We start from the raw sequence: 15,146 nt of genomic DNA, 5'->3' as shown, positions 1-15,146 counted from the left end.
CGCGCTCTCCAAGCCGGCATCACGGAGGTCCGGCCTTGTATCCCACTCCTCGAACGGTCAGAACCACGGTCGGGTTCTCGGGGTCCTTCTCGACCTTCGCGCGCAGGCGCTGGACGTGCACGTTCACCAGGCGGGTGTCCGCCGGGTGCCGGTATCCCCACACCTGTTCGAGCAGCACATCACGAGTAAACACCTGGCGCGGTTTACGCGCCAACGCGACCAGCAGGTCGAACTCCAGCGGGGTGAGCGAGATCTGCTCGCCGTTGCGGGTGACCTTGTGGGCCGGCACGTCGATGTCGACATCGGCGATGGACAGCATCTCGGCCGGCTCGTCGTCGTTGCGGCGCAACCGCGCCCGCACCCGCGCCACCAGCTCCTTGGGCTTGAACGGCTTCATGATGTAGTCGTCGGCGCCGGATTCCAGACCCAGCACCACGTCGACGGTGTCGGTCTTGGCGGTCAGCATGACGATCGGCACCCCCGAATCGGCACGCAGCACCCGGCACACGTCGATACCGTTCATGCCGGGCAGCATCAGGTCCAGCAGCACCAGATCGGGGCGCAACTCACGCACCGCGGTCAGGGCCTGAGTACCGTCACCGATCACCGCGGTGTCGAAACCCTCCCCACGCAACACGATGGTGAGCATCTCGGCCAGCGAAGCGTCGTCGTCGACGACCAGAATCCTTTGCCTCATGGCCTCCATGGTGTCACCAGATCAGGACAAAACTGTCGCGCCACACGGGCGTTTCGTGATTGATGAGGACAAATCGAGGCGATTTTGTGCTAAACGACCGTCAAAGTGGCCGCCAAGGCCTCCGGATCGACGTCGGCGTCGACCACCAGCCAGCGTCCGCACCACTGCGCGGCGGCCAGCTCCCCGTACACCGCGCCGGTTCGCCGCTGCAGTCCGTCGTCGCGTTCGTAGCTGTCCCGGGCCCGTTGCGGATCTTGTTCGGCGCGGCTGCGGGCGCGCTGGTCGGCGAGTTCGGCGGGTACCGCGAGCAGGATCTGGCAGTCCGGGCGCGGCAGCCCCAGGCGCTCGTATTCGATCTGCCTTATCCAGGCCACCGCCTCGCCGGCCGCATCTTGATGCAGGCGTGCCGCGCTGTAGGCGGCGTTGGAGGCGACGTAGCGGTCCAGGATCAGCACGTCGTGTTCGGCGGTGAGCGCCTGGATCTCCCCGACAGCCCCGGCGCGGTCGAGCGCGAACAGCGTCGCCATCGCATATACCGACTCGGCCAGGTCGCCGTGGGCTCCGCGTAGCGCCTCGGCTGCGAGGTCGGCGGTGATCGAGCGCCCGTAGCGCGGGAACGCCAACGTGGCCACCGACTTGCCGGCCGCCTCGAAAGACCTGCGTAGGCCCTCGGTTAACGTCCGCTTGCCCGAGCCGTCGACGCCTTCGATCGCGATCAGCACCGCGCCGCCCGCCGGTCAGCCGTCACGCTGGCGTGACGCTCGGTGTCGGTTGCCACGCTGGCGTGACGCTCGGTGTCCGTTGCCACGCTGGCGTGACGCTCGGTGTCGGTTGCCACGCTGGCGTGACGCTCGGTGTCAGCCGTCACGCTGGCGTGACGCTCGGTGTCAGCCGTCACGCTGGCGTGACGCTCGCGGTCGGTTGCCACGCTGGCGTGACGCTCGCGATAGAGCGACCGGGCTCAGTAGCGGTAGTGGTCGGGCTTGTAGGGGCCCTCGACGTCGACGCCGAGGTACTCGGCCTGCTCCTTGGTCAGCTTGGTCAGCTTCCCGCCGAGCGCCTCGACGTGGATGCGGGCCACCTTCTCGTCCAGGTGCTTGGGCAGCCGGTACACCTCGTTGTCGTACTCGTCGTTCTTGGTCCACAGCTCGATCTGCGCGATCGTCTGGTTTGCGAAGCTGTTGCTCATCACGAACGACGGGTGCCCGGTGGCGTTGCCCAGGTTCAGCAGCCGGCCCTCGGAGAGCACGATGATCGAGCGGCCGGTCTCGCCGAAGGTCCACTTGTCGACCTGCGGCTTGATGTTGAGCCGGGTCGCCCCCGAGCGCTCCAGCGCGGCCATGTCGATCTCGTTGTCGAAGTGGCCGATGTTGCCCAGGATCGCGTGGTCTTTCATGGCCTTCATGTGCTCGAGGGTGATGATGTCCTTGTTGCCGGTCGAGGTCACCACGATGTCGGCGTTGGCGATCGCGTCCTCGACGGTCACCACGTCGTAGCCCTCCATCAGCGCCTGCAGCGCGTTGATCGGGTCGATCTCGGTGACAGCCACCCGCGCGCCCTGACCCTTGGCGGCTTCCGCACAGCCCTTGCCGACGTCGCCGAAGCCACAGATCAGCACGTTCTTGCCGCCGATCAGCGCGTCGGTGCCGCGGTTGATGCCGTCGAGCAGCGAGTGCCGGGTGCCGTACTTGTTGTCGAACTTGGACTTGGTCACCGAGTCGTTGACGTTGATCGCCGGGAAGGCCAGGTCGCCGGCGGCGGCGAACTGGTAGAGCCGCAGCACGCCGGTGGTGGTCTCCTCGGTGACGCCCTTGACCGACTCGGCGATCTTGGTCCACTTCTCCTTGTCGGTCTCGAAGCGCTTACGCAGCAGGTTCAGGAAGACCTTCCACTCCGCGGAGTCGTCTTCCTCGGCGGGCGGGACCACACCGGCCTTCTCGTACTGCATGCCGCGCAGCACCATCATGGTGGCGTCGCCGCCGTCGTCCAGGATCATGTTGGCCGGCTCGCCCTCCCAGGTGAGCATCTGCTCGGCGCACCACCAGTACTCCTCCAGCGTCTCGCCCTTCCAGGCGAACACCGGGACACCCTTGGGCTCCTCGGGCGTGCCGTGTGGGCCGACGACGACGGCCGCGGCCGCGTGGTCCTGGGTGGAGAAGATGTTGCAGGACGCCCACCGGACCTCAGCGCCCAGCGACGTCAGGGTCTCGATCAGCACCGCGGTCTGCACGGTCATGTGCAGCGACCCCGAGATGCGGGCCCCCTTCAGCGGCTGCACCTCGGCGTACTCCCGGCGCAGCGACATCAGGCCGGGCATCTCGTACTCGGCCAGGTCGAGTTCCTTGCGGCCGAAATCCGCCAGCGACAGGTCGGCGACCTTGAAATCGATGCCGTTGACGACGTCGGGGGTCAGCGAATTTTCGGTCGTGGTCATGGTCGTGTTTCATCCTTCGTGCGGGCTTGTGAAAAAGGCAGGCGGCTACAGCGCCGAGGTTTGATCCTCAGCCACTGTAGCCGCCCGTCGGTATACCCCTACCCAACTGGGGGACTGTCAGGATTCCAGGTTCACCCCGTGCCGCTCCGCGAAGGGTGTCATCAGCCGGGCCAGGTCGGCCGCGACGTCGTGGTCGGACTCCGGCGGCATCGACACGTAGCTCAGGCACAGCCGCACGATCGCCCGGGACAACACGTTCGCGTCGTCGTCGCTGGTGGCCAGCCAGGTCTGGGTGAACGCCGTGGACAACCGCGCCGACGCCCGGGTGATGATGGGCGCACTGTCGGTGGTGATCAGCTGCAGCAGATCCGGCTTGGCGACCCCGGTCAACAGCGAGATCACCAGCGGGTCGGCCGCCGTCTCGACGAAGAAGGCGCGGAAACCCTGCAGGAACGACTCGTAGATGTTGCCGATGTTGGCCTCCAGCGCCGCCTTGACGGTGTCGACCAGTCGGTCGGCCAGACGCAGGGCGTAACCCTGGGCCAGGCCCTGACGGGAGCCGAACTCGTTGTAGATGGTCTGCCGGCTGATGCCGGCGGCCCGGGCCACGTCCGAGAGCGTGATGGCCGACCAGTCGCGGGTCAGCAGCAGGTCCCGCATCGCGTCCAGCACCGACTCACGCAACAGGGCCCGGGAGGCCTCGGCGTACGGAATCCGCTTCACAGGCGCGACCATAGCTGTTTTGGCCACGAAGTTGGTGCCGATCATGGGCGAGCCACCTCCACCATCACGAAGTCCGACTTCGCCGCGCCGCAGTCCGGGCAGCTCCAGTCCTCGGGGATGTCGTCCCAACGGGTGCCGGCAGCGATGCCGTCCTCCGGCCAGCCCAGCGCCTCGTCGTATTCGAAACCACACTGCACGCACTGGTAGAGCTTGTAGTCGTCGTTCATGGTCTTGCTCCTAACCTTGGACGGGTTCGAAATCGGGCTTCTCTCGGACGGCGCAGTCCGGGCAGGTCCAATCGTCGGGAACCTGGTCCCACGGCGTGCCGGCCGGAAACCCTTCCCTGGCATCGCCTTTGGCTTCGTCGTAGACGTAGTCACACACCGGACACTTGTAGGTGCTGGAAACCGTCATGCCGCGAGTTCCTTCGGGGCTCCGTACTTGGCCAGCAACTTCTCCCGCAGCCGCGGCTGCACGTTGACCTTGGTGATGTCGCCGTCGTAGTGCTCGAGCACCCGGTGGTCCATCACCTTGCGCCACAGCGGCGGGAAGTAGGTCAGCCCGATCATCGACGCGTACCCGCTGGGCAGGTTGGGTGACCCTGCCATGCTGCGCAGCGTCTGGTAGCGCCGGGTCGGGTTGGCGTGGTGGTCGCTGTGCCGTTGCAGGTGGTAGAGGAACAGGTTGGTGACGATGTGGTCGGAGTTCCAGCTGTGCACCGGTGCGCACCGCTCGTAGCGACCGTTCGGGTTCTTCTGCCGCAGCAGGCCGTAGTGCTCGAGGTAGTTGACGGCTTCGAGCAGGGAGAATCCGAAGATCGCCTGGATGATCAGGAAGGGGACCAGGCTGACACCGAACACCGCGATCAATACCCCGAACAGCACCGCGGTCATCGCCCAGGCGTTCAGCACGTCGTTGGACAGGTAGGTCCGGGGGTCCCAGGGGCTCTTGCCGAGCCGGCGGATGCGTTGCGCCTCGAGGTGCACCGAGGAGCGGGCGCTGCCGATGACGCTACGCGGCAGGAACTCCCAGAACGTCTCGCCGAACCGTGACGACGCCGGGTCCTCCGGGGTGGAGACGCGCACGTGGTGGCCGCGGTTGTGCTCGATGTAGAAGTGCCCGTAGGCGGTCTGCGCCAGGGTGATTTTGGACAGCCAGCGTTCCAGCGAGTCCTTCTTGTGCCCCATCTCGTGTGCGGTGTTGATCCCGACGCCGCCGAGCACACCCACCGATAGCGCGACGCCGATCTTGCCCAGCCAGCCCAGTCCGCCTTCAGAACCAGGGAAGCCGAGCCAGCTGAGATCGGACGCGGTGAACAGGTAGGCACCCAGGATCATGCTGGCGTACTGGAACGGGATGAAGATGTAGGTGCAGTAGCGGTAGTACTTGTCGTTCTCCAGTTGCTCCATCACCTCGTCGGGCGGGTTCTGCCCGTCCGGCCCGAACCGCAGGTCGAGAATCGGCAACAGGATGTACAGCAGGATCGGCCCGATCCACAACGGCACCTGCGCCGCGGTGTGCCAGCCCAGCTGGTTGAGACCCCAGACGATCGGCAGCATCACGAACAGCATCGTCGGCGGAATCAGCCCCATCAGCCACAGATAGCGCTTCCTGTCGCGCCACTGTGTCGCCGGCGCTTCCGCGCTCAGGGCGTCGATGTGTGTGGTCATATTCCAAACCTCCTTGTGTGTCACCCCACGTTGAGATTGGACATTACGGCAGTCTGCGTCTCCTGTCTAGACACAGAGCGCTGTTTTGTAAAGCAACTGTCCAAATTGATCGGATTTGTCTAGCTGCGGCTCCCCTGAGTCGAGTGCCGGCGCCCGTAGCCGAGGTAGATGACGACCCCGATCAGCAGCCACACACCGAACCGCACCCAGGTCAGCGCGGTCAGGTTGAGCATCAGCCACAGGCACGCGCACACCGACGCGATCGGCAGCAGCGGCACCCAGGGCGCCTTGAACCCGCGTTCCAGGTCGGGACGCGTCCTGCGCAGCACGATCACGCCGGCCGACACCAGCACGAACGCGAACAACGTGCCCACGTTGACCATCTCTTCGAGCTTGTCGATGGGAAAAACCGAGGCCGTGGCGGCGATCACGACAGCGACCAGCACGGTGATGCGCACCGGCGTGCCGCGTTTGCCGGTCTTGGCCAGGCCGCGCGGCAGCAGCCCGTCGCGCGCCATCGCGAACAGCACCCGGCACTGGCCGAGCATCAGCACCATCACCACCGTGGTCAGCCCGGCCAGCGCGCCCACCGAGATGATGCCGCTGGCCCAGTAGATGCCGTTGGCCTGGAACGCGGTGGCCAGGTTCGCCGAATGATGGTTCACCGTCTTGAGTTCGGTGTAGGAGACCATGCCCGACAGCACGATCGACACCGCCACGTAGAGCACGGTCACCACACCGAGCGACGCCAGGATGCCGCGGGGGACGTTGCGCTGCGGCTCCTTGGTTTCCTCGGCCATGGTGGCGACGATGTCGAAGCCGATGAACGCGAAGAACACGATCGACGCGCCTGCCAACACGCCGTACCAGCCGTAATGGCTACCTCCGGCGCCGGTGAGCATCGACAGCACCGACTGGTCCAGACCGCTCCCGCCGTGTTGGGTTTCCGGTTCGGGGATGAACGGCTGGAAATTGGCCGCCTTGATGTAGAAGGCCCCGACTATGACCACCAGGATGACCACCGAGACCTTGATCGCGGTCACCACGGCGGAAAAGCGCGAGGACAGTTTGGTGCCCAGCGCCAGCAGGACCGCCACCAGCGTGACGATCAGCAGGGCACCCCAGTCGACGTTGAACCAGCGGAAATGGGCGGTGGCCCCGGCGAAGTCGAACACCGTGCCGAGATAGCTCGACCATCCCTTGGCGACGACGGCGGCACCGATGGCCAGTTCCAGCACCAGGTTCCAGCCGATCACCCAGGCCAGCAGTTCGCCGAAGGTGGCATAGGAGAAGGTGTAGGCGCTGCCGGCCACCGGCAGGGTCGAGGCGAACTCGGCGTAACACAGTGCTGCCAGCGCGCAGGTGGCCGCGGCGATCAAGAACGAGATCCAGATGGCCGGCCCGGTGATGTCGCCGGTCGTCGAGGCGGTCACGGTGAAGATGCCGGCCCCGATCACCACCGAGACGCCGAAGACCACCAGATCCCACCAGGTGAGGTCCTTACGGAGCCGGGTGCTCGGCTCGTCGGTGTCGGCGATCGACTGCTCGACCGTTTTCGTGCGCCAGCGATTCGCCATCCGACCCGTTCCCTTCAAAGCGCCGCGGTGCGTTCTGTGACCGGACAGTACTGGGTACTCTGCCCAGATGGTGGGGAGCGCAGGGAACAGAAATCACGCAGTCGTCATCGGCGCCAGCATCGCCGGGCTGTGCGCGGCGCGGGTGCTGTCCGACTTCTATTCGCGGGTGACGGTCTTCGAACGCGACGACCTGCCCAGCGAACCCGCCAACCGCGCCACCGTCCCCCAGGACCAGCACCTGCATCTGCTGATGGCCCGCGGCGCCAACGAGTTCGAAAGCCTCTATCCGGGTCTGCTGCAGGACATGGTCGCCGCCGGTGTGCCGATGCTGGAGAACCGCCCGGACTGCATCCATCTGGGCGCGGCGGGTCACGTGCTGGGCACCGGCCACACGCTGCGTGACGAGTTCACCGCCTACGTGCCGAGTCGCCCGCACCTGGAATGGCAGATCCGGCAACGCACCGCGGCCATCGACAACGTCCAGATCGTGCAGCGCCCCGTCGCCGAGCCACGGTTCGAGCCCCCGTTACAGCGGGTGACGGGCGTGCTGCTGGATCCGCGGGAACCGGGAGAGGACCCCGAATTCGTCGAGGCCGATCTCGTCGTCGACGCGGCCGGACGCGGCACCCGGCTACCGGTGTGGCTCACCCAGTGGGGCTACGAGCGCGCACCCGAGGCGACCGTGGACATCGGCATCAACTACGCCACTCACCGCTTCCGGATGCCCGAGGGCCTGATCCAGGAGAAGGTGGTGGTGGCCGGCGCCTCGCACGACCAACCGCTCGGGCTGGGCATGTTGTTCTACGAGGACCGCACCTGGGTGCTGACCACCTTCGGGGTGGGGCATGCCAAACCGCCGCGGACCTTTCCCGAGATGCTGGGGCTGGCCAAAGAGCTGTTACCCGACCATTTCAACGCCGCGCTGGCGCAGTCCGAACCCGTCGGCGAACCGGCCTTCCATGCTTTTCCGGTCAGCCGGTGGCGGCGCTATCACAAGCTGGAGCGCTTCCCGGCCGGAATCGTGCCGATCGGCGACGCGGTCGCCAGCTTCAACCCGACGTTCGGCCAGGGCATGACGATGACGTCGCTGCAGGCCGGGCATCTGCGCCGGGCACTGGAATCACCGGAGGAAGATCTGGCCACCGAACTGAGTCGCCTCACCGCCAAGACCACGTTCCCGGTGTGGATGATGAACGCCATCGGTGACGTGACGTTCCACCACGCCGTCATGGACCCCGAACCACGGTGGTATCGCGCGGCGGGCGGCTTGTTCGAGCAGTTCCTCGGCGCCGCGGAGACGAATCCCGTTCTGGGAGAATGGTTTCTGCGTCGATTCTCCCTGCTCGACAGCCTGTACATGATCCCGTCGCCGTCGATACTGGGTCGTACCATCGCGCACAACATGCGGCTCTGGCTGGGCGAACAGCGGCAGCGTCGGCGCCCGGCTACAGCCCGACGGTAGCGCGGAACAGCTGGGCCGGCGCCTCGGCGGACAGCCGGATCGGACCGTCGTCGGCGCCCACCCAGGCGGCGGCGCCGCGATCGAGGATCAGGGTGTCGGACTTGGCGTGCACTGTCACCGATCCCTCGGCGCACAACAGGATCTGCGGACCGTCATGCCGGGACGGCGCGTCGACCTCATGGCCCAGCTGGTCGCCGTCGAGCACCAACAAAGCGACCGCGAACTCCTCGGCCGGGGTTTCATAGCACAGCGCCAGCCCGTCGGGGCGGACCGGCGGGCGCAGTTGCGACTCGGGGGTGGGGGTGAAGTCCAGCACCCGCAGCAACTCCGGCACGTCGACGTGCTTGGGGGTGAGTCCGCCGCGTAATACGTTGTCGGAGTTGGCCATTACCTCCAGCGCGAAGCCGCGCAGGTAGGTGTGCAGGTTGCCGGCCGGCAGGAAGATCGCCTCACCCGGGGCCAGGCTGATGCGGTTGAGCAGCAGCGCGGCCAGCACGCCGGCGTCGCCGGGGTAGCGCTCCCCCAGCTCCAGCACCGTCCGGGCTTCAGCGGCGAATTCGGTTGCGCCGGAACTGACGTAGTGGATGGCGCCGTCGAGCACAGCGGGCACCAGGACGTCGAGGTCGGGTTGGGGTGCGGTGATCCAGGTGGTGAACAGCGCGCGCAGGCCGTCAGCGTCGGACTGGTCGTCGGATCCGTCGCCGGATCCGTCGTCGGATCCGTCGCCGGATCCGTCACCGAGCAGGTCGATGAACGGGTCGAGGTCGGAGACGGCCAGCGCCTGGAGCAGCGCGCGGGTGCGTGCCACCTGCCGGAAACCGGCCAGCGCCTCGAACGGCTGCAACGCCACCAGCAACTCCGGCTTGTGGCTGGTGTCGCGGTAGTTGCGGACCGGCGAGTTCACCGGGATGCCCAGTCGCTCTTCGCGCAGATATCCCTCGACCGCCTGCGCGGCGCTCGGATGAGCCTGCAACGACAGCGGTTCGTCGGCGGCCAACACCTTGACCAGGAACGGCAGCACGTCGCCGAACCGCGCCCGCGACGCCGCGCCCAGCTGTCCGTCCGGGTCGGCGGTCAGTGCCACCAGCAACGAGGTCTCACCGTCGGCGGTCTCCAAGAAGGCCGGGTCGCCGGGGTGGGCGCCGAACCACAGTTCGGCCTCGGGATGCGCGGCCGGTACCGGCCGCCCGGTGAACTCGGCGAGGGCGATGCGCGATCCCCAGGCGTAGGTGCGCAAGGCTCCGCGTAGCAAGTCCACCGTCTTCTATCCCCGTGCCAGTCGCAGGTAAACCGCGGCCATTTCCAGCCGAACGGCCAATACTGCCAGTTGCTCCTCCACGCGCTGGGTGGCGGTCGGCGTGGTCGTGACACCCGAGTCGTCCTGCGCCCCCACCAGATACACGTCGTCGAGCCCGGCCACCCGGGCGGCCACGACCGTGCGCTCGGCGCTCAGCGTCAGCGCCAGCACCCGCAGCCGCTGCGGCAGCGGCCCGTCGATCTGCTCGTCGTGGAACAGCGCGTCCGTCACGCTGCCGTAAGCGTCGGGTCCGTGGCGCAGCGCGGTCACCGCGTCCGCCAGCCCGGTGGCCGCGACGACCTGCTGAGCGTTGCGCAGCAGCACCGAACTGCCGTGCCGGGCCAGCGCCAGCGTCGCGGCATTGTCTCCGGTCAACGCGACCCGGCAATCGGTCATCCGCGCGGCCAGCGTCTTGGCCGGATTGGTGAACAACTCGCGCGCGGCGCTGTTGCGTAGCGCCTCGGCGTCCAGTTCGTCGGCCAGCGCGGCGAGGTCGAATCCCAGCCTGGGGTCCACGGTCTGCAGCACCGCCAGACCGGCGGCCAGGTACCGGCACAGCCCGAACCCGTCCGGCGTCCACAGCCGCGGCGCCAGCACCGCGACCCGGCCGGCCGTCGAGTCCCGCAGCGGACCCTCGTACGGCGCCGCCACCACCACCCGCGCGCCCCGGCGCACCCCGGTCGCGGCCGCGCCGACCAGCGCCGGATCACCGGGGTCGTCCCCGGCCACGATCAGCACGTCCAGCGGCCCGACCCACGGCGGCGCCTCGGTCGCCAGCACGATCGGCGAGGCGGCGGCGGTGGTCAGGGTCGAAGCCAGCAGGACGCCCGCCGTCTCGGCGGTACCGCGGCCGGCCACCCAGATCACGCTGCGCGCACGGTCGTTCCCGCGCAGCGGATCCAGGTCACCTTCCTCCAGCGCGGCGGCCACGGTGCGCACCTGCGCGCCGGCCATCGACGCCGCCCGCAACAGGCCGTCCCGGTCGGCGGCGAGCAGGCCGTCGGCGTCCTCGAGGTCGATCGCCCCGACGGCGTTCACGTACCGGCCCCGGACCGGGCGCCCTGGGCCGCGATCCTTTCGCTGACCTGTGCGACCACCGCGTCCACATCCTCGATGCTGCGCCCCTCCACATTGAGCCGCAATAGCGGTTCGGTGTTGGAACTGCGCAAGTTGAACCAGCTGCCGTCGCCCAGGTCCACCGTCACCCCGTCCAGGTGATCGATGGAGTGGATCCGGCTGCCGAACGTCTTGAGCACCGCGTCCACACAGGCCGGTGCGTCGGCGACCTTGAAGTTGATCTCACCGGAGGATTCGTAGCGCTGATAGTCCGCGGTCAGCTCCGAGAGCGGTCGGTGCTGCTCGCCGAGGGCCGCCAGCACGTACAGCGCGGCCAGCATGCCGGAGTCGGCGCCCCAGAAGTCGCGGAAGTAGTAGTGCGCCGAATGTTCGCCGCCGAAGATCGCGCCGGTCTCGGCCATCAGCGCCTTGATATAGGAGTGACCGACCCGCGAGCGCAGCGGTGTGCCGCCACGTTCGGCCACCAGCTCGGGCACGGCGCGGGAGGTGATCACGTTGTGGATCACGGTGGCGCCGATCTCGCGGCCCAGTTCGCGGGCGGCCACCAGGCTGGTGACCGTGGACGGCGAGACCGGCAGGCCGCGTTCGTCGACGACGAAGCAACGGTCGGCGTCGCCGTCGAACGCCAGCCCGATATCGGCGCCGGTTTCGCGCACGAAGTCCTGCAGGTCCACCAGGTTCGCCGGGTCCAGCGGGTTGGCTTCGTGATTGGGGAACGTGCCGTCGAGCTCAAAGTACAAGGGCAGCAACGTGATCGAGCCGATCGCGCCCAGCACTGCCGGGGCGGTGTGCCCGGCCATGCCGTTACCGGCGTCCACCGCCACCCGCAACGGGCGCAGGTCGGCGGTGTTGACCAGCGAACGCAGGTACACCCCGTACTCGACCAGCACGTCTTTGTCGCTGACCGACCCGCGCGGCCGGTCCTGCGCGTTCGGCACCCCGGCGATCAGGTCCTCGCTGATGGACGTCAGTCCGGTGTCCTTGCCGACGGGTTTGGCGCCGTTGCGGCACAGTTTGATGCCGTTGTAGGCCGCCGGGTTGTGGCTGGCGGTGAACATCGCGCCGGGGCAGTCCAGCAGGCCGGACGCGAAGTACAGCTGGTCGGTGGAGGCCAGCCCGATCCGCACCACGTCCAGGCCCTGGCCGGTGACGCCGTCGGCGAACGCGGCCGCCAGCGACGGGGAACTGTCACGCATGTCGTGGCCGATCACCACCTGGCCGGCGCCCTCACCGCGCATCAGCCGGGCGAACGCGGCGCCGACGTCGGCGACGAACGGCTCGTTGATCTCTTCGCCCACCAGTCCGCGAACGTCGTAGGCCTTGATGACACGGTGGACAGCCTCCGCGGGCCATGACATTCTGCAGCGCTCCTGACGACGTGAACTCTTGGCCGCCAGCCTATCGGGACGCCTTAGTCAGCCGGGTCGGGCAGCACCCGCAAGTGTCCACGCCGGCGTCCGGACCGGTGTTCCGGCGGGGCCAACACGGACCCGCTCGGCGCGGCGTGCGCTCCGGCCGGATGCAGATGATCGCCGTTGGCGCGCGGGACGTCGTCGTATCCGTCGTATCCGTCTGTGCGCGTGCTGAACCCGTTGACGATCGCAGTTCCGCGGGCCACGGCACCCTCGCGTACCGCGTCGGCCAGCGCCACCAGGTCGTCCTCGTCGGGATTGGCGGGCTCGCAATTGAGCGGGCCGGCGTGGCGCACCAGGTCCCAGCCACGCGGGGCGGTGATGCGACCGGCATGGCCGACGCACAGGTCCCAGGAATGGGGTTCCCGCGCGGTGGCGAGTGGTCCGACCACCGCAGTGGAGTCCGAGTAGACGAACGTCAGCGTTGCCACTGCGTAGTGCGGACACCCGGGCCGGCAGCAGCGACGGGGTACGTTCACGCTCGAAAGGCTATCGCGGGTAAACGTCGCTGAAGCGCCGGACACGCGGGGTCCGATGTGTAACCGTTACCATCGGCGCGTGAGCGATTCCCGCGGCTCCGGCCGCAGTGGTCGGCCGGGGGGCGGCTGGACCGGGACGTCCGGGCACCGGTCCCGACGGCGGGGTCGCGAGCTGCGCGGTCCGTTGCTCCCGCCCACGGTGCCGGGCTGGCGCAGCCGCGCCGAGCGGTTCGACATGGCGGTGCTCGAGGCCTACGAACCCATCGAGCGGCGCTGGCAGGACCGGGTGTCGGAACTGGACGTCGCCGTCGACGAGATCCCACGGATCGCCGCCAAGGATCCCGGCAGCGTGCAGTGGCCGCCCGAGGTGATCGCCGACGGGCCGATCGCGCTGGCCCGTCTGATTCCCGCCGGAGTCGACGTGCGCGGCAACGCCACGCGGGCCCGAATCGTGTTGTTTCGCAAGCCAATTGAGCGACGAGCCAAGGACACCATCGAACTCGGCGACCTGCTGCACGAGATCCTGGTGGCGCAGGTGGCCATCTATCTGGACGTGGAGCCCTCGGTCATCGACCCGACGATCGACGACTGATCTTGGCCTGGGCGGCTCAGATGATGCCGCGCTTGAGGCGGCGGCGTTCCCGTTCGGACAGGCCGCCCCAGATGCCGAAGCGCTCGTCGTGCGCCAGCGCGTACTCCAGGCATTCATGACGGACCTCGCACCCCAGGCAGATCTTCTTGGCCTCGCGGGTCGAGCCGCCCTTCTCCGGGAAGAAGGCCTCGGGATCGGTCTGCGCGCACAGCGCCTTGTCCTGCCATTGGTCGGCAGGGACTTCCGGCAGCGGCTCGGGCTCGAATACGGCGGGCGCATCCGGGACGACGCTGAGATGAGGACGGACCGGTGCCGTCGGCATCGGCAGATGTGTCACGGCCGAGCCGGAGTTGGTGTGCGGCACGCCTCCCATTACGCCCCGAAGGTGCTCATAGGACATGACCCCGCCTCCTCGCATAGAGAATGAAATGGTTTCCCACTGTTCTGATGTACAGATGCCCAATTCGAACAAGTGATCGAATCTCGGTCTGCGACACCGGAACCGGCCGGCCAACCGGGAAATGACACTGATGTGATTAGACACGGGCGGGTGACCCTGGTCAAGCACTTCGCCGCATTTCCATACCATCTCGTGATCGAATTTCGGCGTTTCTGTTGTTCGGCCACATGGGCGTGTCGGACACAGTAGTATCACAAGTCCCTTGTGCCACAGTGGTTACCGAGGAGATCCCGGTTTCGGGGGGCGGGTACTGTCCTGCGGTGTGAAGGTCACCGTGCTGGTCGGCGGGGTCGGCGGCGCCCGATTCCTGCTCGGCGTGCAGCAGTTGCTCGGCCTTGGGCAGTTTGCTCGATCGGATCAGACCGAGCATGAACTGACCGCCGTGGTCAACATCGGTGACGACGCCTGGATCCATGGCGTACGCATCTGTCCGGACCTGGACACCTGCATGTACACCCTGGGCGGCGGGGTGGACCCGGAGCGCGGCTGGGGTCACCGTGACGAAACCTGGCATGCCAAAGAGGAACTCGCGCGCTATGGCGTGCAGCCCGACTGGTTCGGCCTGGGTGACCGGGACCTGGCCACCCATTTGGTTCGCACTCAGATGCTCAACGCCGGCTACCCGCTGTCGCAGATCACCGCGGCGCTGTGCGACCGCTGGCAACCCGGCGCACGGTTGCTGCCGGCCAGCGACGACCGCTGCGAGACGCACGTGGTGATCACCGACCCCGAAGCCGGGACCCGGCGGGCGATTCACTTCCAGGAGTGGTGGGTGCGTTACCGTGCCCAGGTACCCACCCACAGCTTCGCTTTCGTCGGAGCCGAAAAGGCCAGCGCCACAACCGAAGCGACGGCGGCCATCGGTGAGGCCGACGTAATCATGCTGGCACCGTCCAATCCGGTGGTCAGCGTGGGCGCCATCCTGGCGGTGCCGGGCATCCGGGCCGCGCTGCGGGCCACCGGCGCCGCAGTCGTCGGATACTCACCGATCATCGGGGGAAAGCCGTTGCGCGGCATGGCCGATGCCTGCCTTTCGGTGATCGGTGTGGATAGCACCGCGCAGGCGGTGGGTCGGTATTACGGTGCCCGCCGAGGCACCGGGATCTTGGATCACTGGTTGGTGCACGACGGCGACACCGCCGAAATCGACGGTGTGACCGTGCGTTCCATACCGTTGTTGATGAGCGATCCGGCAGCGACGGCCGAGATGGTGCGTGCCGGGCTGGATCTGGCGGGCGTGGCGGTGTGAGCGGGCCCGGTCCTCAT

17 protein-coding genes are annotated in these 15,146 nt (G+C 67.6%); 3 read left to right on the top strand and 14 right to left on the bottom strand.

What is annotated here, in order from left to right; all coding sequences use genetic code 11:
* Positions 1–19 precede the first annotated feature (19 nt).
* From mtrA to AC5Y47_RS02870, 9 genes are all read right to left on the bottom strand, one after another.
* Positions 20–706 (bottom strand): two-component system response regulator MtrA, encoded by a 687-nt coding sequence (gene mtrA / locus AC5Y47_RS02910; protein ID WP_065160645.1) that lies wholly within the window; start codon positions 704–706, stop codon positions 20–22.
* A gap of 80 nt (positions 707–786) precedes the next feature.
* A complete protein-coding gene (locus AC5Y47_RS02905; RefSeq protein ID WP_499941769.1) occupies positions 787–1,419 on the bottom strand; it encodes a dTMP kinase in 633 nt (210 codons plus the stop codon).
* Positions 1,413–1,625: a hypothetical protein gene (locus tag AC5Y47_RS02900; RefSeq protein WP_499941767.1), complete on the bottom strand. Its 213-nt coding sequence runs from the start codon at positions 1,623–1,625 to the stop codon at positions 1,413–1,415. Before AC5Y47_RS02900 ends, AC5Y47_RS02905 begins: the two co-directional genes overlap by 7 nt.
* Positions 1,626–1,658: 33 nt before the next feature.
* Positions 1,659–3,131 carry an adenosylhomocysteinase gene (ahcY, locus tag AC5Y47_RS02895; protein ID WP_499941765.1) on the bottom strand — a complete coding sequence of 491 codons (1,473 nt, stop codon included), beginning with the start codon at positions 3,129–3,131 and terminating at the stop codon, positions 1,659–1,661.
* A gap of 117 nt (positions 3,132–3,248) precedes the next feature.
* Positions 3,249–3,899, bottom strand: a complete 651-nt coding sequence (gene alkX, locus AC5Y47_RS02890; RefSeq protein ID WP_499941763.1) for a TetR family transcriptional regulator AlkX — start codon at positions 3,897–3,899, stop codon at positions 3,249–3,251.
* Complete coding sequence (locus AC5Y47_RS02885) at positions 3,896–4,081, bottom strand: rubredoxin (protein WP_499941761.1); 186 nt, start codon at positions 4,079–4,081, stop codon at positions 3,896–3,898. The genes alkX and AC5Y47_RS02885 overlap by 4 nt, the downstream gene beginning before the upstream one ends.
* Before the next feature lie 10 nt (positions 4,082–4,091).
* The gene (locus AC5Y47_RS02880) at positions 4,092–4,268 is read right to left on the bottom strand and encodes a rubredoxin (RefSeq protein WP_499941759.1); all 177 of its coding nucleotides are present in this window, start codon (positions 4,266–4,268) and stop codon (positions 4,092–4,094) included.
* Complete coding sequence (locus AC5Y47_RS02875) at positions 4,265–5,524, bottom strand: alkane 1-monooxygenase (protein WP_499941757.1); 1,260 nt, start codon at positions 5,522–5,524, stop codon at positions 4,265–4,267. Before AC5Y47_RS02875 ends, AC5Y47_RS02880 begins: the two co-directional genes overlap by 4 nt.
* Before the next feature lie 119 nt (positions 5,525–5,643).
* Positions 5,644–7,101 carry an amino acid permease gene (locus AC5Y47_RS02870; protein ID WP_499941755.1) on the bottom strand — a complete coding sequence of 486 codons (1,458 nt, stop codon included), beginning with the start codon at positions 7,099–7,101 and terminating at the stop codon, positions 5,644–5,646.
* A gap of 67 nt (positions 7,102–7,168) precedes the next feature.
* Between AC5Y47_RS02870 and AC5Y47_RS02865 the strand changes: the two genes are divergently transcribed.
* On the top strand, positions 7,169–8,563 hold the full coding sequence (locus AC5Y47_RS02865; RefSeq protein WP_499941753.1) for an FAD-dependent oxidoreductase: 1,395 nt from the start codon (positions 7,169–7,171) through the stop codon (positions 8,561–8,563).
* Here AC5Y47_RS02865 and manA read toward each other — a convergent pair.
* Genes manA through AC5Y47_RS02845 form a run of 4 tightly spaced genes read right to left on the bottom strand, consistent with a single transcriptional unit; the run spans position 8,547 to position 12,828 of the window.
* Positions 8,547–9,821 (bottom strand): mannose-6-phosphate isomerase, class I, encoded by a 1,275-nt coding sequence (gene manA, locus AC5Y47_RS02860; protein WP_499941751.1) that lies wholly within the window; start codon positions 9,819–9,821, stop codon positions 8,547–8,549. The genes AC5Y47_RS02865 and manA overlap by 17 nt on opposite strands.
* Positions 9,822–9,827: 6 nt before the next feature.
* Positions 9,828–10,898 (bottom strand): TobH protein, encoded by a 1,071-nt coding sequence (locus AC5Y47_RS02855; protein WP_499941750.1) that lies wholly within the window; start codon positions 10,896–10,898, stop codon positions 9,828–9,830.
* The gene (locus tag AC5Y47_RS02850) at positions 10,895–12,295 is read right to left on the bottom strand and encodes a phosphomannomutase/phosphoglucomutase (protein ID WP_499941748.1); all 1,401 of its coding nucleotides are present in this window, start codon (positions 12,293–12,295) and stop codon (positions 10,895–10,897) included. Before AC5Y47_RS02850 ends, AC5Y47_RS02855 begins: the two co-directional genes overlap by 4 nt.
* A gap of 53 nt (positions 12,296–12,348) precedes the next feature.
* The gene (locus tag AC5Y47_RS02845) at positions 12,349–12,828 is read right to left on the bottom strand and encodes a DUF3499 domain-containing protein (protein ID WP_499941746.1); all 480 of its coding nucleotides are present in this window, start codon (positions 12,826–12,828) and stop codon (positions 12,349–12,351) included.
* Positions 12,829–13,000: 172 nt separating this feature from the next.
* Between AC5Y47_RS02845 and AC5Y47_RS02840 the strand changes: the two genes are divergently transcribed.
* Entirely contained in the window at positions 13,001–13,420 is a 420-nt protein-coding gene (locus AC5Y47_RS02840) for a metallopeptidase family protein (protein WP_499941915.1), read from the top strand.
* 16 nt (positions 13,421–13,436) lie between these two features.
* On the opposite strand, the gene AC5Y47_RS02835 is transcribed toward AC5Y47_RS02840, so the two are convergent.
* Complete coding sequence (locus AC5Y47_RS02835; RefSeq protein WP_499941913.1) at positions 13,437–13,793, bottom strand: WhiB family transcriptional regulator; 357 nt, start codon at positions 13,791–13,793, stop codon at positions 13,437–13,439.
* Between the two features lie 349 nt (positions 13,794–14,142).
* On the opposite strand from AC5Y47_RS02835, the gene cofD reads away from it, so the two are divergent.
* The gene (gene cofD, locus AC5Y47_RS02830) at positions 14,143–15,129 is read left to right on the top strand and encodes a 2-phospho-L-lactate transferase (RefSeq protein ID WP_499941744.1); all 987 of its coding nucleotides are present in this window, start codon (positions 14,143–14,145) and stop codon (positions 15,127–15,129) included.
* Positions 15,130–15,146: the final 17 nt, after the last annotated feature.

It is taken from the genome of Mycobacterium sp. NGS22 (genome assembly GCF_059813095.1).
Note: the sequence above shows the minus strand (reverse complement) of the source record. Positions and strands in the feature narration are given on the sequence as shown.

Excerpts from the sequence above, each read along its gene's own strand:
- AC5Y47_RS02865 (WP_499941753.1), top strand. The coding sequence starts at position 7,169 with ATGGTGGGGAGCGCAGGGAACAGAAATCACGCAGTCGTCATCGGCGCC.
- AC5Y47_RS02850 (WP_499941748.1), bottom strand. The coding sequence starts at position 12,295 with ATGTCATGGCCCGCGGAGGCTGTCCACCGTGTCATCAAGGCCTACGAC.
- mtrA (WP_065160645.1), bottom strand. The coding sequence starts at position 706 with ATGGAGGCCATGAGGCAAAGGATTCTGGTCGTCGACGACGACGCTTCG.
- AC5Y47_RS02880 (WP_499941759.1), bottom strand. The coding sequence starts at position 4,268 with ATGACGGTTTCCAGCACCTACAAGTGTCCGGTGTGTGACTACGTCTAC.
- AC5Y47_RS02870 (WP_499941755.1), bottom strand. The coding sequence starts at position 7,101 with ATGGCGAATCGCTGGCGCACGAAAACGGTCGAGCAGTCGATCGCCGAC.
- AC5Y47_RS02835 (WP_499941913.1), bottom strand. The coding sequence starts at position 13,793 with ATGGGAGGCGTGCCGCACACCAACTCCGGCTCGGCCGTGACACATCTG.
- alkX (WP_499941763.1), bottom strand. The coding sequence starts at position 3,899 with ATGATCGGCACCAACTTCGTGGCCAAAACAGCTATGGTCGCGCCTGTG.
- AC5Y47_RS02875 (WP_499941757.1), bottom strand. The coding sequence starts at position 5,524 with ATGACCACACACATCGACGCCCTGAGCGCGGAAGCGCCGGCGACACAG.
- AC5Y47_RS02885 (WP_499941761.1), bottom strand. The coding sequence starts at position 4,081 with ATGAACGACGACTACAAGCTCTACCAGTGCGTGCAGTGTGGTTTCGAA.
- ahcY (WP_499941765.1), bottom strand. The coding sequence starts at position 3,131 with ATGACCACGACCGAAAATTCGCTGACCCCCGACGTCGTCAACGGCATC.